This is a genomic window from Pseudomonas peli (assembly GCF_050563605.1).
GTDB classification, from domain to species: Bacteria; Pseudomonadota; Gammaproteobacteria; order Pseudomonadales; family Pseudomonadaceae; genus Aquipseudomonas; species Aquipseudomonas peli_A.
Map to the genome: position 1 here is coordinate 94149 of NZ_JBNXUH010000004.1, position 21098 is coordinate 115246.

The 21098-nt window shown below is 62.1% G+C and carries 18 protein-coding genes; 7 read left to right on the plus strand and 11 right to left on the minus strand.

Features of this window, described 5'->3' with window-relative positions:
- Positions 1 to 45: 45 nt before the first annotated feature.
- On the minus strand, positions 46 to 1359 hold the full coding sequence (locus ACQ4LH_RS06405; protein ID WP_430696452.1) for an ATP-binding protein: 1314 nt from the start codon (positions 1357 to 1359) through the stop codon (positions 46 to 48).
- 6 nt (positions 1360 to 1365) lie between these two features.
- The gene (gene ompR / locus ACQ4LH_RS06410; protein WP_304870374.1) at positions 1366 to 2100 is read right to left on the minus strand and encodes an osmolarity response regulator transcription factor OmpR; all 735 of its coding nucleotides are present in this window, start codon (positions 2098 to 2100) and stop codon (positions 1366 to 1368) included.
- A 225-nt stretch (positions 2101 to 2325) separates the two neighbouring features.
- Here ompR and ACQ4LH_RS06415 point away from each other — a divergent pair, with 225 nt between their 5' ends.
- From ACQ4LH_RS06415 to aguA, 5 genes are all read left to right on the plus strand, one after another.
- Positions 2326 to 4650, plus strand: a complete 2325-nt coding sequence (locus ACQ4LH_RS06415; protein ID WP_430696453.1) for a Tex family protein — start codon at positions 2326 to 2328, stop codon at positions 4648 to 4650.
- A gap of 233 nt (positions 4651 to 4883) precedes the next feature.
- Complete coding sequence (gene gshA, locus ACQ4LH_RS06420) at positions 4884 to 6464, plus strand: glutamate--cysteine ligase (RefSeq protein WP_430696454.1); 1581 nt, start codon at positions 4884 to 4886, stop codon at positions 6462 to 6464.
- A 149-nt stretch (positions 6465 to 6613) separates the two neighbouring features.
- Positions 6614 to 6823, plus strand: a complete 210-nt coding sequence (gene rmf, locus ACQ4LH_RS06425) for a ribosome modulation factor (protein WP_275960262.1) — start codon at positions 6614 to 6616, stop codon at positions 6821 to 6823.
- Between the two features lie 302 nt (positions 6824 to 7125).
- A complete protein-coding gene (gene aguB, locus ACQ4LH_RS06430; protein WP_430696455.1) occupies positions 7126 to 8007 on the plus strand; it encodes an N-carbamoylputrescine amidase in 882 nt (293 codons plus the stop codon).
- Positions 8008 to 8096: 89 nt separating this feature from the next.
- Entirely contained in the window at positions 8097 to 9203 is a 1107-nt protein-coding gene (gene aguA / locus ACQ4LH_RS06435; protein WP_430696456.1) for an agmatine deiminase, read from the plus strand.
- Positions 9204 to 9239: 36 nt separating this feature from the next.
- Here aguA and ACQ4LH_RS06440 read toward each other — a convergent pair whose 3' ends face one another.
- The 9 genes from ACQ4LH_RS06440 to desA all read right to left on the minus strand — a co-directional run bounded on the left by ACQ4LH_RS06440 (position 9240) and on the right by desA (position 17482).
- Positions 9240 to 10961 (minus strand): SulP family inorganic anion transporter, encoded by a 1722-nt coding sequence (locus tag ACQ4LH_RS06440; protein ID WP_430696457.1) that lies wholly within the window; start codon positions 10959 to 10961, stop codon positions 9240 to 9242.
- Positions 10951 to 11814 carry an MBL fold metallo-hydrolase gene (locus ACQ4LH_RS06445; RefSeq protein ID WP_430696458.1) on the minus strand — a complete coding sequence of 288 codons (864 nt, stop codon included), beginning with the start codon at positions 11812 to 11814 and terminating at the stop codon, positions 10951 to 10953. The genes ACQ4LH_RS06440 and ACQ4LH_RS06445 overlap by 11 nt, the downstream gene beginning before the upstream one ends.
- A gap of 43 nt (positions 11815 to 11857) precedes the next feature.
- Positions 11858 to 12049: a YgaP family membrane protein gene (locus ACQ4LH_RS06450; RefSeq protein WP_430696459.1), complete on the minus strand. Its 192-nt coding sequence runs from the start codon at positions 12047 to 12049 to the stop codon at positions 11858 to 11860.
- Positions 12050 to 12069: 20 nt separating this feature from the next.
- Positions 12070 to 12486: a DUF6691 family protein gene (locus tag ACQ4LH_RS06455; protein WP_430696460.1), complete on the minus strand. Its 417-nt coding sequence runs from the start codon at positions 12484 to 12486 to the stop codon at positions 12070 to 12072.
- A 2-nt stretch (positions 12487 to 12488) separates the two neighbouring features.
- Positions 12489 to 12920, minus strand: coding sequence for a YeeE/YedE family protein (locus ACQ4LH_RS06460; protein WP_430696461.1), 432 nt, complete (start codon positions 12918 to 12920; stop codon positions 12489 to 12491).
- The gene (locus ACQ4LH_RS06465) at positions 12920 to 13243 is read right to left on the minus strand and encodes an ArsR/SmtB family transcription factor (protein WP_430696462.1); all 324 of its coding nucleotides are present in this window, start codon (positions 13241 to 13243) and stop codon (positions 12920 to 12922) included. Before ACQ4LH_RS06465 ends, ACQ4LH_RS06460 begins: the two co-directional genes overlap by 1 nt.
- 177 nt (positions 13244 to 13420) lie before the next feature.
- Positions 13421 to 14680 (minus strand): OprD family porin, encoded by a 1260-nt coding sequence (locus tag ACQ4LH_RS06470; protein WP_430696463.1) that lies wholly within the window; start codon positions 14678 to 14680, stop codon positions 13421 to 13423.
- A gap of 467 nt (positions 14681 to 15147) precedes the next feature.
- Entirely contained in the window at positions 15148 to 16119 is a 972-nt protein-coding gene (locus ACQ4LH_RS06475) for a GGDEF domain-containing protein (RefSeq protein ID WP_430696464.1), read from the minus strand.
- 175 nt (positions 16120 to 16294) lie between these two features.
- Positions 16295 to 17482: a delta-9 fatty acid desaturase DesA gene (gene desA, locus ACQ4LH_RS06480; protein ID WP_430696465.1), complete on the minus strand. Its 1188-nt coding sequence runs from the start codon at positions 17480 to 17482 to the stop codon at positions 16295 to 16297.
- A gap of 168 nt (positions 17483 to 17650) precedes the next feature.
- Between desA and dibA the strand changes: the two genes are divergently transcribed.
- Together dibA and ACQ4LH_RS06490 are read left to right on the plus strand one after the other, a co-directional pair.
- The gene (gene dibA / locus ACQ4LH_RS06485) at positions 17651 to 19939 is read left to right on the plus strand and encodes a phosphodiesterase DibA (protein WP_430696466.1); all 2289 of its coding nucleotides are present in this window, start codon (positions 17651 to 17653) and stop codon (positions 19937 to 19939) included.
- 10 nt (positions 19940 to 19949) lie between these two features.
- The gene (locus ACQ4LH_RS06490) at positions 19950 to 21083 is read left to right on the plus strand and encodes an HDOD domain-containing protein (protein ID WP_430696467.1); all 1134 of its coding nucleotides are present in this window, start codon (positions 19950 to 19952) and stop codon (positions 21081 to 21083) included.
- Positions 21084 to 21098: the final 15 nt, after the last annotated feature.

Below are 21098 nucleotides of genomic sequence, written 5' to 3' on the forward strand. Positions count from 1 at the left end.
AGAAAGCATAGTTCAGCGCAACGAGGGCAGCATGCCAGGGTTTTCTTACACAGCGTCGCGCGGCAACAGCAGCCCCAGAGGCAGACAGACCCGCGCTTCCAGCCCACCGCCGGAGCGGTTACGCAACTCGACACTGCCGCCATGCAGCGCGGCGATGCGCTTGACGATAGCCAGCCCGAGCCCGGCACCCTGGCCGCCACGGGCACGGTCGCCACGGATAAAGGGGTTGAAGATGCTGCCCAGCTCGGCCGGATCGATGCCCGCGCCGCGGTCCAGCACGCTCAGCACCACATAGGGGGCGCTGTGGTCGCCGGACAGGGAAACCGCCACTTCCACCGCATTACCGCCGTAGCGCAGAGCATTCTCGATCAGGTTGACCAGCAGCCGCTTGAGCGACACCCGGCGCAACGGGAAGGCTGGCACGGACTCCAGGCACATGCGCACGACTTCCTGCTTCTGGTTGTAGGGCGCGACTACTTCGCGGATCAGTTCGAGCAAGTCGAGCTGCTCCAGCGGCTCGTCACGGCCATCGCGGATAAAGGCGAGAAACTGGTCGAGGATCGCATCCATGTCCTCGATATCGCGCACCATGTCCTCGGTCAGCTCCGAATCGGTGTGCAGAAATTCCATGGACAGGCGCAGCCGAGTCAGCGGCGTGCGCAGATCGTGCGACACCCCGGCGAGCATCAGCTCCCGCTCGCGAGCGGCCTGTTCAACGTCTTCAGCCATCTGATTAAAGGCCCGGTACACCTCGGCCATCTCGCTCGGCGTATCGCCCACTGGCAGACGCACGCTGCGGCCTTTACCGATCTGCCGGGCAGCAAACACCAGGCGCTTGAGTGGCGCGCTGAGCTGGCGCACGAAAATCCACGCCGCCGCCGTCGACAACAGACCGATGGCAAGAAACCAGCCGAGCACACTCCAGATCCGCTGGCCACGCAACGGATGCGGATACAGTGGCACCCGCAGCCAATCGTCACCTAGCGCCGGCGCATGCACCCAAAGCGCCGGCGGGCTCTTGGCGCGCACCCGCACTTCGGTGTCCGGGCCCAGTTCGGTTTGCATCTGCCGGGCAAAAATCTCGCTGTACGGCCAATGCTGCTCGGTGGTGGGCACCTCTTCATACGGCACGCGCTTGAGCCCGGCCGCTTCGGCGATGGTCGCGCGGTCTTCCGGATCCGCCGCCCAATAAGCGCGCAGGGTCAGCGCGGCGCCGTGGCTGTACTGGCGGTCGACCAGCACGTCCTCGTTCATCATCAGATAAACCAGGGTCAGCGCCTTGGAGAACAGCACCACGATCAGCACCAGCCACAGCGTGCGGGCGAAAAAGCTTTGCGGGAACCAGAGAGGGGTTTTCATCAAGATCTATTTATTACCATCCGGCACGAAGACATAACCCACGCCCCAAACCGTCTGGATATAGCGCGGTTTGGACGGGTCCGGCTCGATCAGCCGGCGCAGACGGGAAATCTGTACGTCGATGGAGCGCTCCAGGGCGTCCCACTCGCGGCCACGGGCCAGGTTCATCAGTTTGTCGCGGGTCAGCGGCTCGCGGGCATGCTGCACCAGCGCCTTGAGCACGGCGAACTCGCCGGTGGTGAGCATATGCACCTCATCACCCTTCTTCAGCTCGCGGGTGGCCAGGGACAGTTCGTATTCGCCGAAACTAACGCTTTCGTCTTCGCTGCCTGGCGCGCCCGGTACTACCGGGGCCTGGCGACGCAGCACGGCCTTGATCCGCGCCAGCAGCTCGCGCGGGTTGAACGGCTTGGCCAGGTAATCGTCGGCGCCCAGCTCCAGGCCCTGAATACGGCTGGCTTCATCACCCTTGGCGGTGAGCATGATGATCGGCACCTGGTTGTTCGCCTCGCGCAGGCGACGGCAGGCGGACAGGCCGTCCTCGCCCGGCAGCATCAGGTCGAGCACTACCAGATTGAACAGTTCGCGGGCCAGCAGACGGTCCATCTGCTCGACGTTTTCCACCGCACGCACGCGGTAGCCCTGCTCCTCGAAGAAGCGCTCTAGCAAGCGACGCAGACGGGCATCGTCATCGACGATAAGGATTTTTTCGCCTTCAGCGGGAAGTGCAGTGCTGCTCATTCAGGGCTCCTTGACCAGGCCTCCGCCGGGCGCGGGCGCGCTGGCAGGGTGCAATGGCCGGCATTATGGCTCAGGAGCCGCAGCCGACGTGCAGCCCATTGTTAGCAGATTTTTCCCCGACTGGTTCCCGGCGCACTGCCGGGCAGTGTTTATAATGCGCGGCTTTCGTGTCTGGCCCGTGGTCTGCGTGGCTGGTTTTTCGTTTCAGTGTGGGTAGCTTTTTATATGCTCAGCATCAACAACCGCATCGCCGAAGAACTGGGCGTACGCCCGCAACAGGTCGCCGCCGCCGTAGCGCTGCTCGATGAAGGCTCCACCGTGCCGTTTATCGCGCGTTACCGTAAAGAGGTCACCGGCAGCCTGGATGACACTCAGCTGCGCAACCTGGAAGAACGCCTGCGCTACCTGCGCGAACTCGACGAGCGCCGCGCCAGCATCCTCGCCAGCATCGAGGAGCAGGGCAAACTGACCCCTGAACTGACCCGCGAGATCAACCTGGCCGAAACCAAGACTCGCCTGGAAGACCTGTACCTGCCGTTTAAACAGAAGCGCCGCACCAAGGGCCAGATTGCCCTGGAAGCCGGCCTCGGCGAGCTCGCCGACGCACTGTTTAACGACCCCGAGCTTAATCCCGAGAGCGAAGCCGAGCGCTTTATCGACGCCGAAAAAGGCTTTGCCGACATCAAGGCCGTGCTCGAAGGCGCTAAATACATCCTGATGGAGCGCTTCGCCGAAGACGCCAACCTGCTGGCCAGCATGCGCAGCTACCTCAAGGACAACGCCATCCTCAGCGCCCGCGTAGTCGCCGGCAAAGAGAACGAAGGCGCCAAGTTCCGCGATTACTTCGAACACGACGAGAAGCTCAAGGGCGCGCCCTCGCACCGCGCCCTGGCGATCTTCCGTGGCCGTAACGAAGGCATCCTCAGCGCCAGCCTGAAAGTCGGCGACGAGCTGCCCGGCAGCATGCATCCGTGCGAAGGCATGATCGGCGAGCGCTTCGGCATCAGTGCCCGTGGCCGCGCCGCCGATAAATGGCTAGGCGAAGTGGTGCGCTGGACCTGGAAGGTCAAGCTCTACACCCACCTGGAAACCGACCTGTTCGGCGAGCTGCGCGAAGCGGCGGAAGACGAGGCGATCAACGTGTTCGCCCGTAACCTGCACGACCTGCTGCTGGCCGCGCCGGCCGGCCCGCGCGCCACCCTGGCGCTGGACCCGGGCCTGCGTACCGGCTGCAAAGTGGCGGTGGTGGATGCCACCGGCAAGGTGCTGGAAACCTCCACGGTGTACCCGCATGCGCCGCGCAACGACTGGGACGGCACCCTGGCGATCCTCGCCAAGCTGTGCGCCAAGCACGCGGTCGACCTGATCTCCATCGGCAACGGCACCGCCAGCCGCGAGACTGACAAACTGGCCGCTGACCTGATCAAGAAGTTGCCGGGCCTGAATCTGACCAAGGTCATGGTGTCCGAGGCCGGCGCCTCGGTGTATTCCGCCTCGGAACTGGCCGCCAAGGAGTTCCCGGACATGGACGTGTCGCTGCGCGGCGCCGTGTCCATCGCCCGTCGCCTGCAGGACCCGCTGGCCGAGCTGGTGAAGATCGACCCGAAATCCATCGGTGTCGGCCAGTACCAGCACGACGTTTCCCAGCTCAAGCTGGCACGCTCGCTGGATGCAGTGGTAGAGGACTGCGTAAACGCCGTCGGCGTCGATGTGAACACCGCCTCCGCCGCGCTGCTGGCACGCATCTCCGGGCTGAACACCACCCTGGCGCAGAATATCGTTGCCTTCCGCGACGCCAACGGCGCGTTCAACAGCCGCGCCGACCTGCTCAAGGTGCCGCGTCTGGGCGACAAGACCTATGAACAGGCCGCCGGCTTCCTGCGTGTGATGAACGGCAGCAACCCGCTGGATGCCTCCGCCGTGCACCCGGAAACCTACCCGCTGGTGCAGCGCATCGCCGCCGATACCGGCCGCGATATCCGCTCGCTGATCGGCGACTCGGGCTTCCTCAAGCGCCTCGACCCGAAGCAGTTCACCGACGATAAATTCGGCCTGGTAACCATCGGCGACATCCTCAGCGAGCTGGAAAAACCCGGCCGCGACCCGCGTCCCGAGTTCAAGACCGCCGAGTTCCAGGAAGGCGTGGAAACCCTCAACGACCTCAAATTGGGCATGATGCTCGAAGGCGTGGTGACCAACGTGACCAACTTCGGCGCCTTCGTCGATATTGGCGTGCACCAGGACGGTCTGGTGCATATCTCGGCGCTGTCGGAGAAGTTCATCAAAGACCCGCACGAGGCGGTCAAGGCCGGCGACGTGGTCAAGGTCAAGGTCATGGAAGTCGACATCCCGCGTAACCGCATCGCCCTGTCGATGCGCATGGGCGACACGCCTGGCGAGAAAATCGAAGGCCCGCGTGGCGGTGCACGTGGCAGCAAGCCGGCCGGCAATGCGCCGCGCAGCGAACGCCATTCCAGCCAGGAAAAGCCGGCTCCGGCCAGCGGTGGCATGGCGGCGCTGTTTGCCAATGCCAAGCAGCTGAAGAAATAAGCCAACGCCCGTCGGTACACGGACATACGCCGTATGTCCGTGCTTTCGGCAGTGCCACGCACCCTGCCCTCCCGCGTCGTCCTAACGCAAAAGCACTGCGCCCAGCTATAACCTTCTTCGCCCGCCTCGGGTTATAAAGCGCTATCGACCGCTGAAAGCGGTTTTCTCGCCCCCTTGTAGAGCACGCTTGTCGTCCCCATATTGAGGCGACCGATGCGTGAAGGAATGCAATCTTGAGCGACCTGTTACCCCGCCGCCTGGCCCAGCTTGGCGAGCGCGCCAACCTCTCCCTGCTTTCCCAGTGCCTGCACGGGATCGAGCGCGAATGCCTGCGCGTCGATGGCGATGGCCAGCTGGCGCTGACCCCGCACCCGGCCGCCCTCGGCTCGGCGCTGACCCACACGCAGATCACCACCGACTACTCCGAATCACTGCTGGAATTTATCACCCCGGCCGAGCCTGATCCGGCCGCGACCCTGGCCGATCTGGAGCAGATCCACCGCTTCGCCTACAGCAAGCTGGACGGCGAATACCTGTGGAGCCCGTCCATGCCCTGCGCCCTGCCGGACGAAGAGACGATCCCTATCGCCCGTTACGGCAGCTCACATATCGGCGAACTCAAGTACGTCTACCGCAAGGGCCTAGCCCTGCGTTACGGCAAAACCATGCAGTGCATCGCCGGCATCCATTACAACTTCTCCCTGCCGGAAGCGCTGTGGCAGCTACAGCAGCAGGCCGAAGGCGATACGCGCAGCGCACGGGATTACCAGTCGGCGCGCTATATCGCGCTGATCCGCAACTTCCGCCGTTACAGCTGGCTGCTGATGTACCTGTTCGGTGCCTCACCGGCGCTGCACAAGGGCTTTATGCGCGGCCGCCCGCACCAGCTGCAGGAGCTGGATGGCGAAACCCTTTACCTGCCTTATGCCACCAGCCTGCGCATGAGCGACCTGGGCTACCAGAGCACCGCCCAGGCTGGACTGACGCCTTGTTACAACGATCTAGTCAGCTACACCGACAGCCTGCGCCAGGCCGTCGGCACGCCCTACCCGCCCTACGTGGAAATCGGCGCGAAGAAGGATGGCCAGTGGCTGCAACTGAACACCAATATCCTGCAGATCGAAAACGAGTACTACTCGAACATCCGCCCCAAGCGCGTGACCTACAGCGGCGAGCGGCCGATCCAGGCGCTGATGGCCCGTGGCGTGCAGTACGTCGAAGTGCGCTGCCTGGACATCAACCCGTTCCTGCCGCTGGGCATCGACCTGACCGAATCGCGCTTCCTCGACGCCTTCCTGCTGTTCTGCGCACTGTCCGACAGCCCGCTGCTGGAAAGCGGCGAATGCCATGCCTGCACCGACAACTTCCTGGCTGTGGTCAAGGAAGGTCGCCGTCCAGGCCTACAGCTGCAACGCAATGGCCAACCGGTGATGCTGCAGACCTGGGCCGATGAGTTGCTCGAACAAATCCGCCCGCTGGCCGAACTGCTCGACCAGAACCAGGGCGACAACGCCCACCGTCTGGCCTTGCAGGCGCAGCAGGCCAAGGTCGCCGATGTCAGCCTGACGCCTTCCGCTCAAGTGCTGGCGCAGCTGCAAACGGGCCTGAGCTTTACCGAGTTCGCCCTGCGCCAGAGCAAGCTGCACGCCGAATACTTCCGCAGCCACCCGTTAAGCGCCGAACAGCAAGCAGCCTTCGAGGCCAGCGCCGCCCAGTCGCTGCAGGACCAGGCCGAACTGGAAGCCCAGGAAGAAGGCGACTTCGACAGCTTTGCCGCCGCCTATCAGGCCAGCATCCTGGCCCTCGCGGTTTAAGCCAAAAGAATGCCGGCTCGCGCGCAGCCGGCATTTCGCCAACTGCATCACATAAACCGCCAGCGGTGGCAAAAGCGGGATCAGCGGCGCAGCCCTGCCCAGGCGATGCGGCTAGCATTGCACGGGTAAATCCACTGCGAGCTGCCACCATGGCCTGCGCCGACCTCAACACGGAAGATGACCAGCACTGGAGCCTGGAAAGCCTTAACAAAGCTTACCAACAGGGCTACATGGCAGGGCTGACTGGGCAAACCAACACTCCGCGCGGGCTCGCCGCCGATGTGCTGATCGCCGCCTGGGAAGCCGGCTGGGACGACGGCCACGAGCAATTCGAGCTGCACAAACGTTACAGCGCCTGACCCCTCGCTCTACCCAACCCTCATCTGCACACCCCGTTAATGCCCGCAGCACTTCAATCTGCGCGGCGGCGTATCGCCTTGCCTTTGATCGGTACTCGCTTTATTGCAGCGAAATAATTCGATTTTTATTCGATATAAATCAATAAAAACTCGATAACCGCTTTATATTTTGCTTTTAAAGCCGATTTTTATCGGATATAAATAGGCCATCCACTGCCATGACTCACCCGCGAGGCATGGCACAGTCGCCGGCCTCTGCTAGTGTCAGATGACCGCCCCAACTGCTCTTGAGGTGCCAAATCATGCCCCGTATCGTTACCGTCGCCGCCACCCAGATGGCCTGTTCCTGGGACACCGCTGCGAATCTCGCCAACGCCGAGCGGTTGGTGCGTCAGGCCGCCGGCAAGGGCGCGCAGATCATCCTGCTGCAAGAGCTGTTCGAGGCGCCGTACTTCTGCCAGAAGCCCAACCCGGACTACCTACAGCTGGCCACCCCGGCCGAGAGCAACCCGGCGATCCTGCACTTCCAGAAAATCGCCAAAGAGCTGCAAGTGGTACTGCCGATCAGCTTCTATGAACTGGCCGGTCGCGCGCGCTTCAACAGCATCGCGATCATCGACGCCGACGGCAGCAATCTCGGGATTTATCGGAAAAGCCATATCCCGGACGGCCCGGGCTATCACGAGAAGTACTACTTCAACCCCGGCGACACCGGCTTCAAGGTGTGGAACACCCGCTACGCCAAGATCGGCGTGGGCATCTGCTGGGACCAGTGGTTCCCCGAGTGCGCGCGCAGCATGGCCCTGCTTGGTGCCGAGATTCTGTTCTACCCGACCGCCATCGGCACCGAGCCGCATGACCCGAGCATCAGCTCGCGCGACCATTGGCAGCGCGTGCAGCAGGGCCACGCCGGCGCCAACCTGATGCCGCTGATCGCCAGCAACCGCATCGGCCGTGAAGACCAGGGCGATTACCACATCAACTTCTATGGTTCGTCGTTTATCGCCGACCAGTTCGGCGCCAAGGTGCAGGAAGCCAACGAAACCGACGAAGCAGTGCTGATGCACAGCTTTGATCTGGATCAGCTGGAGCATATCCGCAGCGCCTGGGGCAGCTTCCGCGACCGCCGCCCGAACCTCTACGGCCCGCTAAAAACCCTCGACGGCCATCTGGCCTCCGAGTAACAACGCCCCTGTAAGAACGCCCCTATAAGATGGGAGGTGACGCGCAGCGTTAATACCCATCCGTCCCCGCTCAATGTTTTGGTGAATTTATGACAACCCTGACGACTACCCCACGCGCCGACGGCTTCCGCATGCCCGCCGAGTGGGAAAGCCACAGCCAAACCTGGATGGTCTGGCCCGAGCGCCCGGACAACTGGCGCCTGGGCGGCAAGCCCGCGCAAGCCGCGTTCACCGCCGTGGCCAGGGCGATTGCCGAGTTCGAACCAGTGACCGTGTGCGTGTCCGCCGGCCAGTATGAAAACGCCTGCGAACGCCTGGCCCACGCCAATATCCGCGTGGTGGAAATCACCACCGACGACGCCTGGGTGCGCGACACCGGGCCGACCTTCGTCACCAACAAAAACGGCGAAGTGCGCGGTGTGGACTGGGCGTTCAACGCCTGGGGTGGCCTGAATGGCGGCCTGTATGCCAACTGGGTGCGTGATGACCAAGTGGCGCGCAAGATTCTGCAGATCGAAGGCTGCGCGCGTTATCGCACCGACGATCTGATCCTCGAAGGCGGCTCGATCCATGTCGACGGCGAAGGCACCCTGATCACCACCGAGGAATGCCTGCTCAACCCCAACCGCAACCCGCACCTGAACCGCGAGCAGATCGAGCAGTACCTGGCCGATCACCTGGCCATCGACACGGTAATCTGGCTGCCGGACGGTCTGTTCAATGACGAAACCGACGGCCACGTCGACAACTTCTGCTGTTACGTGCGCCCCGGTGAAGTGCTGCTGGCCTGGACCGACGACGCCACCGACCCCAACTACCCGCGCTGCCAGGCCGCCATGCGCGTGCTGGAAAGCGTGCGCGATGCCAAAGGTCGTCAGCTGGTCGTGCACAAGATGCCGATTCCCGGCCCGCTGTATGCCAGCGATGAAGAGTGTGCGGGAGTAGATCTGGTGGCCGGTACTCAGGAGCGCGATCCATCGATCCGCCTGGCCGGCTCCTACGTCAACTTCCTGATCGTCAATGGCGGCATCATCGCGCCCAAGTTCGACGACCCCAAGGATGCCGAAGCCGAAGCAATCCTGCGTCGCCTGTTCCCCGAGCACCGCGTGGTAATGGTGCCGGGCCGGGAGATTCTTTTGGGCGGCGGCAATATCCACTGCATCACCCAGCAGCAACCCGCGCCGCAACAGCGCTGAGCCCTATGACCGGGCTGTGCTGTGCACAGCCCCTTATTAAAGAGGCCTCGCCGCTTGGGCAACGCTTGCCGGATCAAGCACCTGCAAGGCTTGGTACTGGCTGATAAACACCTGCCCGCCAAAACGCTCGATAAAGTCCGAACGCTGTAGCCGGTCCATCACCGGGCCCTTCACTTCAGCCAGGTGCAACTGCACGCCAGCGCTCTGCAGGCGCTCGCTGATGGCCTCCAGGGTATCCAGCGCGCTGGCATCGATCTGATTAACTCCGGAGCACATCAGCACCAGATGGCGCACGTCCGGGCGCTTGGCAATCAGCGCGCCGATGCGCTCTTCCAGGTAACGCGCATTGGGGAAGTACAGGCTTTCATCGACGCGCAACGACAGCACGCTGGGGCTTTCCACGACTTTGTAGCGTTCGATATTGCGGAAATGCTCACTGCCCGGCAGCTGACCGACCACCGCCATATGCGGTCGGCTGGTGCGCCAGAGAAACAACAGCAACGACAGACTCACACCGAGCAGAATGCCGGCCTCGACCCCGTACAACAGCACGCCGAGCAGCGTTGCCAGTTGCGCCATCCCTTCCTGCGGCGAGTAACGCCAGATGCGGCGCAGGCCGGATACATCAATCAGCCCCACTACCGCGACAATAATGCTCACGGCCAACACCGCTTGTGGCAGGTGCTGCAGCAACGGCGCCAGGCCCAACACGGCCGCCAGCATCAGGCCGGCGGCAAATACACCAACCAGCGGGGTGGCCACATTGCTTTGCAACGCCAGCGCCGAGCGCGAGAAGCTCGCCGCCACCGGCATGCCGCCACTGCAGGCGGCGGCGATATTGGCCGCGCCCTGGCCGAGCAGTTCCTGATCAGGATTGATCGACTGACGCTTGCGCATCGCCAGGCTCTGGGCGATGGACACCGACTCGACAAAGCCCACCAAAGCAATCAGCAATGCGGCCGGCAACAGATCACGCAGCAAGCTCAGCTCCAGGCTTGGTAGGGCCAGCGGCGGCAAACCCGCCGCCACCGTGCCGACCACGCGCACGCCATAGGCCTCCAGTTGCAGCAGCGCGCCCAGGGCCATCGCCAGCAACATCAGCAGCAACGCACTCAACTGCCGAATGCGCAGCGCCAGCGCTTCAGACAAACCGAACATGCCAAGGTTACGCAGCAGCACCAGCAACGCCAGGCTGCTCAAACCCAGCAGCAGCGTCGGCAGATGCAGCGCCGGCAACTGCGCATACAGCGCTGGCAGCACCTGCAACAGCGTCAGGCCATCGGCCGAAATGCCCAGCAGGTGCTTGAACTGGCTGACTGCAATCAGCAACGCCGAGCCGCTAACAAAGCCGGAAATCACCGGATGGCTAAGAAAGTTGGCGACAAAGCCCATCCGCAGCAGGCCCATCAGCAACAGCAATACGCCGACCAGCAGAGTCAGGGTGGTGGCCGCCAGCAGATAAGCCGCGCTACCGGCAGCAGCCAATGGGGCCAAGGCCGCCGCAGTCATCAGCGAGAGCACTGCCACCGGTCCGAACGACAGCGCCACGCCAGGGCTGGCGCCAATCAAGGCATAAACCACCAGCGGCAGAATGCTCGCGTATAACCCCACCACCGCCGGCAAACCAGCCAACTGCGCATAGGCCAGCGCCTGCGGCACCAGCAGCAGACAGACCAGGCCGGCGGCCAGCAGATCGCGACCGGCCTGGTCGCGGTCGTAGCTGCGCAAGGTATGGATCAGCGGCCATTTAGAGAACATTCAACGGAACCTTGAGGTAACGCACGCCATTGTCTTCGGCAGGAGGCAGATGACCGGCGCGCATATTCACCTGCACGGCAGGCAGCATCAGCGCGGGCATCTCGAGGCTGGCATCGCGGGCCTGGCGCATGGCGACAAAAGCTTCTTCATCGATGCCCTGGTGCACATGCACGTTATGCGCGCGCTGTTCGGCCACCGTGGTCTGGTAGCAATGCTGCTCGCGCCCCGGCGCCAGGTAATCGTGGCACATAAACAGCCGGGTACTGTTTGGCAGGGCAAACAAACGGGCAATCGAACGGTACAGCACGCGCGCATTGCCGCCGGGGAAGTCGCAACGCGCGGTGCCGTAATCCGGCATAAACAGGGTGTCGCCAACAAACGCTGCATCGCCGATCAGGTAAGTCATACAGGCCGGCGTATGTCCCGGGGTATGCAAAGCGCGGGCAGCTAAGGTGCCGATCTGAAAAGCATCACCATCCTCAAACAGCTGGTCGAACTGGCGACCATCGACGGCGAATTCGCTGCCGGCATTGAACAGCTTGCCGAAGGTGTTCTGCACCACGCGAATCTGCTCGCCAATTGCCAATTGCCCGCCCAACGCGGCCTTGAGATAGGGCGCGGCGGACAGATGATCGGCATGCACGTGGGTTTCCAACAACCACTGCACGCTAAGCCCCTGCTCGCGCACGTAGGCGATCAAGCGGTCGGCACTGGCGTGGGCGGTGCGCCCAGCAGCGGCGTCGTAATCCAGCACCGAATCGATAATGGCGCACTGCGCGGTGGCCGGATCACTGACGACATAGCTGTAGGTCGAGGTGGCAGGGTCGAAAAAAGCCTGAATTAGCGGGGACATGGCAGCTCCAGCCGACCGGCCAAAGCCGGTCAGCACTCCAGCGTTAGGTCTTGGTCTTACAGGTACTGACACCCAGCAGCGGGTACAGCGGACAGAAACGAAACAGACCGGTTGCCAGCGGCACGATGCCGATCAAGCCCCAGAGGCCAATCACGCCGCTCAGGCTCAAGCCCAACAGAATCAGACCTGCGGCAATGCGCAGGCTACGGTCGAGGGTGCCAACATTTGCTTTCATAGTGATCTCCCGATCATCAATTACCCGCGCCGGCGTTCCAGCGCAGCAAACACAACCATTCCCACCAGCATGGCCGCCACGAACAGCAGCACCTGCCAGCGTCCGGTGAGCAGAATCGCCACGGCCGGCCCCGGACAGATGCCGGCAATCCCCCAGCCGATGCCGAACAACAGGCTGCCGCCGATCAACCGACGATCCAGCTCACGCTTGCCCGGCAACTGCATCAGCGCACCTAGCAGACTGCTGCGCTGCGAGCGCGCCCAACTGAACGGCAGAAACGCCACGCCAATCGCCGCCATCATCACCAGGGCCAGCGATGGGTCCCAGGCGCCGGCCAGGTCGAGAAACGCCAGCACCTTGGCCGGGTTGGCCATACCTGCGCTAAGCAGCCCGATGCCGAAAATCACACCAGCGAGAAACGCCAACAGCTTGCGCATATTCAGCCCCCCAGCAGATGACGCAGGACAAACACTGTGGCGAACCCGGCGGCCATAAATGTCAGGGTCGCGGCCAGTGAACGCGGCGACAGCCGCGATAAACCGCAGACGCCATGCCCGCTGGTGCAACCGGCGCCATAACGGGTACCGATACCCACCAGCAGGCCGGCAACCGTCAGCGCCAGCCAGCCGCTGTCGATCTGAATCTCCGGCAGGCGGCTAAACAGCTGCCAAAGCAGCGGCGCGAGCAGTACGCCCAACAGAAACAGACCTTTCTCGCCACACCCTTCGCCACGCTCCAGCAAGCTGCCGAGCAGGCCACTGATGCCGGCAACCCGGCCATTCATCACGACGAACAGGCTGGCTGCCAAGCCGATCAGCGCGCCACCGGCCATGGCGCTCCAGGGTGTGAAGTTGTACCAGTCGATACTCATCAATGGTCACCGGCGCAAAACAGCTGATACAGGGTGTTGATCACCGCCAGCGCGGCCGGACTGCTGATGCAGTAATAGATCTGCTTGCCCTCACGGCGGGTCGCCACCAGCCCTTCACGGCGCAGCACCGCGAGCTGCTGGGACAGGGTCGGCTGCTGAATACCCAGCAGGGTTTCCAGCTCGCTGACATTGCGTTCGCCCTGGGAGAGCTGGCACAGCAGCAGCAGGCGATCTGGATTGCTCAGAGCTTTGAGCAGCTGCCCCGCCGCATCGGCATTAGCGCGCAGTTGCTGGATATCGAGCGGAGGATGTTCAGGCGTCATGGCAAGCAGCTCAGTTAAGATAAAAACAATCTATTCTTTTATATATTGAATGGCAAGTCCGCCCGCGACACCGCACAGAGGTAAATCACAGGCGATAAAAAACCCGGAACAGAGTCCGGGTTTCTTGGGTTGCTCAAGCCAAGCTGGATGCAACAGCTCAGCCTGAAACCGCCACAATCAGAGCAGTGGCAGGGTGTAGCTGACGATCAGGCGGTTTTCGTCGATGTCACGGCTGAAGTTGTTGCGCATGGTCGCGTTGCGCCACTTGATACCGAGGTTCTTGAAGGTGCCTTCCTGAACCACATAAGCGATATCCATGTTGCGTTCCCACTCTTTACCCTCTGAAGCTGCGCCGCGATCAATATTGTCGCCAGTCAGGTAGCGGGTCATAAAGGTCAGGCCGGGGATGCCCACGGATGCGAAATCGAAGTCATAACGGGCCTGCCAGGATTTCTCGTCCTTGGCTGCGAAGTTGCCGATTTGCACATAGTTGACCAGGAACGGATCAGTGCCACCTACATAGGCGAAGCCCGTGTCACCGCTCATTTTCTGGTAGCCCAGGCCAAATTTATGAGCACTCAGGCTGTAGGTAACCATCGCACCGAATGCCTTGTTATCAACATTGCTCAGGCCATCATCGGTGGAGCGGGCATAACGCACGTCGGTCTTCAGGCTCTGCTTGTCGCCCAGCGGCAGTACATGCACCAGATTGAAGGAATGCTGTTTGTACAGGTCTTCCAGATTGGAATAGTAATAACCAGCCGTCAGATCCTTGGTGAGCTTGTAGTTACCGCCAGCAAAGACGAACTCGTTGGACTGATTGACAGCACCACCTTTAATGCTGATACCGCTCAAGGAGTAGGTGTTCAACACCATGTCTTCATAGTCTTGCGAGTTGCGGTTGTTGACCTCATCGAGGTAACCCGCATCCAGGGTCAGACCATCAATTTCCTGGGATACCAGGTTACCGCCGCGGAAAATTTGCGGCAGCAAACGGCTATCGCTGGAGGCGATCGCCTGGTTCTTGAACTGCATCTGGCCGACGCGCAGGGTGCTTTTGGAGACCTTGGCCTTGGCAGCTACAGCCAGACCGGAGTAGTTGTCTTGGGAGCCCTTGGAGGAGCTATCCGGAACCAGCAGACCACTACCTGCAGTACCATCTCCCGAGTCCAGCTTAAATCCGAGCATGCCGATGGCGTCGAGACCGAAACCGACGGTGCCTTCGGTGAAGCCCGACTCAGCGCGCAGGATAAAACCTTGGGCCCACTCTTCTGACTTGTGCTGGCCCGCGTCTTCACGGAAATCACGGTTGTAGTAGAAGTTACGCGCTTCGAGGCTGGCTTTGCTGTCACCAATAAAGTCGGCGTGTGCGACTTGGCTCAGGGACAAGCCCAGGGTGCTGGCAGCGACGGCCAGGGCCAGGGAGGTCTTTCTCATTATGTGTTCTCCAGTTGTGTGTGGTTGCACATCGGCGCGGGTACTGTCTTCAGCCTATGAAGTGGCAGGCGCGCACCGAATTCGGGTGTATTGCAGGCCAGGCAGGCAAACGAGCGCCGCAGCCAGGGCCGGCCGTGCAATACAGAAAATCAGGTGAGCGCGTGAAGGCAGTCAGCGCGAACTGGGAAATGAGGACATAGCAGCGGACAGGTACAAATCATGGCGCAGGTCTCTTCATTTTTATTGTCGGCCGATGATCCAGGCCGTTATGCGCTGAGCCCTACGCAGATACTGTGCCAGCGGCTTAAAAAAGCTCGCCAGGCCTTCTATTACAAGGTTCTCCAGGTTCCACAGAGAATTTAGGCAGGACTGCTGAAGGGGGAATAAGCGGTTTTTTGCCTATAGCGAAAAGCAAACAGGCGGGTTATCGCCAGCACGACGACCCGCTGGCATACCAGCGCGCGCGATCAATCAACCACGACCTGGTTTTTACCCTGGCGTTTGGCTCGGTACATCGCGGCATCGGCCCGCGCATACAAGGCATCCAGACTGACATCGTCAGGCCGCAGGCTGGTCAGGCCCAGACTCAGGGTCACCCCGAAGGTCGTAGCCTCATGATTGAAGCTCAGGCGACGCACCTCGCGCTGCAAGCGCTCGGCAATCTGCTCGGCCAGCACCGGCTCACAGCGTGGAAACAGCGCGGCGAATTCCTCACCGCCGATACGACCGAACAGATCGCCCCGGCGCAGCGTGGTGGCGCCGCTGTAGGCCAGACGCTGTAGCACCTGATCACCCATCTGATGGCCATAGCGGTCGTTGATCTGCTTGAAGTCGTCGAGGTCGAGCAGGAGAAAGGCCAGCGGACTGCCATATTCGCGGGCTTGCTCGAACTCGCGCTGGGCGCATTCGAAGAAGTGCCGGCGATTGCTGCTTTGGGTCAGCACATCAGTGGTGGCCAGGCGGTGCAACTCGCCTTCGAGCTGTTTCTTCTCAGTGATGTCTTCGGCGATGCCGACGATGATATGCGGCTTGCCTGGCGAGCTTTCACGGCTGACAAAGCACTTGTCACTAAGCCAGCGCAGCTGGCCGTCGCCACGGATGATGCGGTACTCGCGAGCCTCGACCGCACCGGTTTCCAGAACCTGGGCGAAGCTTTCAGCGGCGTAGTCGAGATCGTCGGGGTAAATGCTGTTGCGCCACTCTTCATAGCCGCCCAGCAGCAACGCAGCAGAGCGGCCGAAGATTCGCTCGTAGGCGGGGCTGACGTAGATCACCCGCTGGGCATCCCAATCAAACGCCCAGAGCACGGCATTGACGCTGCCCAGCAAGGTGCTGAACAACTGCTCGCGCTCCTGCAGACGCGCCACCTCGCCGCGGGTGTGCAACAGCGCCAGGGTCAACTCTTCATGTTCGAGCTGCTGTCTGCTGACTTCGTCCATAGCCATCGCCAGTGCACTCAGTTACCGGGCAATGACTGAAGCATACGCCAGAAATAAAAAATGGTCGGGAGGCATTTTTAACGTCGCGCAGCGACGGCCCGGAGGATGGCCGCCACGAATGGCAGGCCATAACAAAAGCCCGCCGAGTGGCGGGCTTGAGCAACACAGGAGGGCGTTAGACGGCCCCGGCCGGACGCAGCGAATAGGTTTTCAGCTGCTCGGCGAACTCGCGCAGCGACTGAATACCGCTGGCTTCGGCGTCATTGACCCACTGCTTGATGGCTTCGAGCATGTCGTGGCCATTGGCGCTGGTTTTCACCCAGATCTGCTGCAGGGCAAGGCGCTTCTCGTAGATCACCTTGAGTGCCTGGCTCTGCTCCAGCATGCGCTGGATGCGCGCCTGGTGGCCTTCGTCGAGCAGGCTCGGCTCACGAGACAATAGACGCTTGGCACGGTGGAAGTGGTGACGAACCGAAGCATCGGCCTTGGCCAACTCCTGCTGCACCAGCGGCGCGATCACCAGCTTGCGGTACTGCGCCATGATCTGGAAACGGTTGTTAAGGATGGCCATGGCGGTGTCCATATCCAGGCTACGCTTGCCTTCCACCCGGTGGGCGATGGGCGCAACGCGCTGCACCTTGGCCAGGCCGAGCATGCTGAACAGCTTGATCCAGAACCAGCCCATGTCGAATTCCCACTTCTTCACCGACAGCTTGGCCGAGTTCGGGTAGGTGTGGTGGTTGTTATGCAGCTCTTCACCGCCGATCAGGATGCCCCAGGGCAGCAGATTGGTCGCAGCATCGCGGCATTCAAAGTTGCGATAGCCGACGGCATGGCCGAGGCCGTTGATCACGCCTGCTGCCCATACCGGGATCCACATCATCTGGATCGCCCAGATGGTGATGCCCGCAGCGCCGAACAGTGCGAGGTCGATCACCGCCATCAGGCTGATACCGGCCATGGGGAAACGCGAGTAGAGGTTGCGCTCGACCCAGTCTTCCGGGCAGTTCTTGCCGTAGATGCGCAGGGTTTCCGGGTTTTTCGCCTCTTCGGCGTACAGCTCGGCACCGGTACGCAGCACGGTGCTCAGGCCCTTGATCACCGGGCTGTGCGGGTCATCGACGGTTTCGCATTTGGCGTGGTGTTTGCGGTGGATCGCGGTCCATTCGCGGGTGTTCTGCGCCGTGGTCAGCCACAGCCAGAAACGGAAGAAGTGCTTCAGCGCCGGGTGCAATTCGAGGGCGCGATGCGCCGAGTAGCGGTGCAGATAGACCGTGACGCTGACGATGGTCACGTGCGTCATCAGCAGAGTGACTGCGATCAACTGCCAGACCGACAGGTCAAGAAAACCGTTGTACCACATGGATCATGTGCCTCGTGCAGAAGGAAAGACGCCGCTGATTTTTAGCACACGTCGCCGACCATTATCCCTGACCGGGATCAGAAAACCAGTTGGTCTTTTGCATAAGAATGTTGCCCCCTTATCAGCATCTATACTGCCGGTCTTAGACAAAGGACTGACTTAAACCCCATGAATGCACCTCAAGGCGCTTGGCGCCTGACTCTCAGCTATATGCTCGCCGCTGGTCTCTGGGTGCTGTTCAGCGACGGCTTGCTGGTCGCCCTCGGCCTGTCGTTGCCGCAACTGGAACGCGCGCAACTGTCCAAGGGGCTGGCGTTTGTGCTGCTTACCGCCGGCCTGCTGTACGCCGTGCTGCGCACCCACCACGCACACCAGCGCCAGACGCATCAAGCCTTGCAGCGCAGCGAGAAGCGCCTGCATCAGGCACTGGAAGCGGCCAAAGACGGCATGTGGGACTGGGATCTGCAAACCCAGACGTTGTATTTCTCCCCGGGCTACACCGCCCTGCTCGGCCTTCACACCAAGGCCCTGGGCGATGATCTGCAGCAGTGGCTGCAGCGCCTGCACCCGGATGACCGTGGGCTTTTCGAGCAGAACCTCGAGCAGCGCCTGGCCGCACGCAACCCCGCGCCCTATGAGGTTAACTATCGCCTGCGGCACCAGGACGGCAGCTACCGCTGGATTCAATCACGCGGTCGTCTGCTGTTCGACGAGCATGGCCAGGCCGAGCGCCTGATAGGCACCGCCAGCGACATCACCCAGCGGCGCAAGGACGAAGACAGCCTGCGCCAGGCCGCGGCGGTATTCGATGCCACCCAGGAAGGCGTGCTGGTTACCGATGCGCAGCAGCATATCGTCCACTGCAACCCGGCTTTTACCCGCATCACCGGCTACAGCCAGGCGGAAATCCTCGGTCAGTCGCCGAGCATGCTGAAATCCGGGCGGCACGATAAAACCTTCTATGACAGCCTGTGGAATGCCCTGCAAAACCGCGGCGCGTGGAGCGGCGAGGTGTGGAACCGGCGCAAGAGCGGCGAGATCTACCCGCAGTGGCAATGCATTCGGGTGATCCACGATGAACTGGGCGAGATCAGCCACTACGTCGCGGTGTTCTCCGATATCAGCGCGCTGAAGCGCTCGCAACGGGAGCTGGATTATCTGGCGCATCACGACCCGCTGAGCAACCTGCCCAACCGTCTGCTGTTTACCGAACGCGTCGAGCGTGCCCTCGAGCGCGCAAAAATTGATGAACAAGGCGGCGCGGTGCTGTTGATCGACCTCGACCACTTCAAGAACATCAATGAAAGCCTCGGCCACAACATTGGTGACCTGCTGCTCAAGGACGTCGGCGAGCGCCTCAGCCAGCAGCTCGGCAAACGCATGACCCTGGCGCGCCTGGGTGGCGATGAGTTCGGCCTGCTCGATGAAAGCTGCAGCAGCGCCGAACAGGCCGCAGTGATTGCGCAGCGTCTGCAGGCGTGCCTGACCCAGGCCTTCAAAATCAACCAGCAGGAGCTGTTCGTCACCGCCAGCATTGGCATCAGCCTCTACCCCGCTGAGGCCGCGGATGTCGGCCAGGTGCTGCGCAACGCTGATTCAGCGCTGTTCAAGGCCAAGAGCAGCGGCCGCGAAAACTACGCCTTCTACAGCCAGGAGCTGACCGAACACGCCCGCCAGCGCGTCGAACTGGCCAGCGCCCTGCGCCATGCTCTGGATCACCAGGAGCTGCGCGTCTATTACCAACCGCTGATCTGCCTGGGCAGCGAGGAGATGATCGGCGTCGAAGCCTTGGTGCGCTGGCAGCACCCGCAACGCGGGCTGGTCGCGCCCGGAGAATTTATCCCGATTGCCGAAGAAACCGGACTGATCGGCGCCATTGATGCCTGGGTGCTGGAGCAAAGCTGCCGGCAGATGGTCGCCTGGCAAATTGCCGGGCATAAGCTGAGATTTGTCGCAGTGAATGTTTCCAGCCGCCTGTTTAGCCGCGGCGAGCTGGACCTGAAAGTGGCCGAGGTGCTGCGCAATACCGGCCTCGACCCCGCGCATCTGGAGCTGGAAGTCACCGAAAGCGCGGTGATGGACAATCCCGACGCCGCGCTGGCCTTGCTGCAACGCCTGCGCGCTCTAGGCATTCGCCTGGCGATTGATGATTTCGGCACCGGCTACAGCTCCCTGGCGCGCCTCAAGCGCCTGCCGGTACACAAGCTCAAACTCGACCAAAGCTTTGTCAGCGGTCTGCCGCATGATCAGGACGATGTGGCGATCACCCGCGCGGTTATTGCCCTTGGCCACAGCATGGGGCTTAAAGTGCTGGCCGAGGGCATTGAACAACCCGAACAGGCCGAATTGCTTCGGCAACTCGGCTGCGACCACGCCCAGGGCTACTATTTCGGCCGTCCACAACCGGCAGAACAGCTGGCCACCCACTTGGCGCTATGCGCCGTGACGACGGACTAAGGCAGAAAGCATGCGTGTAATGATTCTTGAGGACGACAGCTGGATCGCCGATCTGCTCAAGCAGATCGTCCTCAGCCTACGCCCCGCCAGTCAGGTGGTGTGCCTGGATAGCGTCAGCGCCGCCCTGCGCGAATGGCAGCAGCGCCCTGCCGACATGGTCATCTGCGACTGGAATCTGCCGGACGGCCCCGGCACCCTGCTGCTTGAGCAGGTGCGCCGCGACAATAGCAGCACGCCGCTGGTGGTGATCACCGGGCGTTCCGACCGCGCCAGCGTAATAGCCGTGCGTGCGTTGAAGATCAGCGCTTTTATCAGCAAGCCGTTTCAAGCCGCGCATGTCGCCGCCAGCCTGGAAACCCTGCTACCCGCAGACAACGGCGAACTGCAGCGCCCGATCAGCGATACCCAGCATGACCTGCTCGATCACCTGCGCGGCCTGCCCAGCAGCGCCTTGCAACTACCGCTCAAGGCGCATGTACGTGATCGATTGCTGCAGAGTTTCAAAGGCGAGCAGATCGATCTGCGCGAGCTGGCCAGCGAGTGGCAACACGACCCTGCGCTCAGCGCGCGCCTACTCGCGGTGGCCAATAGCAGCGCCTACAACCAGGCCGGCAAACCCTGCACCAGCCTGCTCGAAGCACTGCAGAAGCTGGGCGCCACCAACAGCCTGAACCTGGCCATGGGCCTGGCATTGCGCCAATGCAGCGCGCTGGATAACGCCCTGCTGCGCATGCTTGCCCAGGCGCACCTAGACAGCACCGAGTTGCTGATCGAACGCAGCACCAGCCTCGCCCGCCAATGCGCCATCGACCCTGCGCCCTTCCACAGCGCAGCGCTGCTGCACCGCATGGGCGAACTGTGCGTGCTGTACCTAGCGCAGGCGTGGCAAGACAGTGGGCAGAGCTTCAGCGAGGCCCAGGTGATGCAGGCCATCGACCAGTTCAGCGGCCCCTTTGCCATCAGCATCAAGGCACAATGGCAATTACCGATGCACCTGCGTGAGCTGATCGGCGCGTGCTACGGTCTGCCGAGCAATAACGTCAAACGAGAAAACATTCTGATGCGCCTGGCCGCCTGCGAGCTCAGCAGCGCAGCCGATGATCCTGAACTGGCGCGCCTGCGCCGCCTGGCGGGGCTGACCTGAATGGTGTTCTGGGTG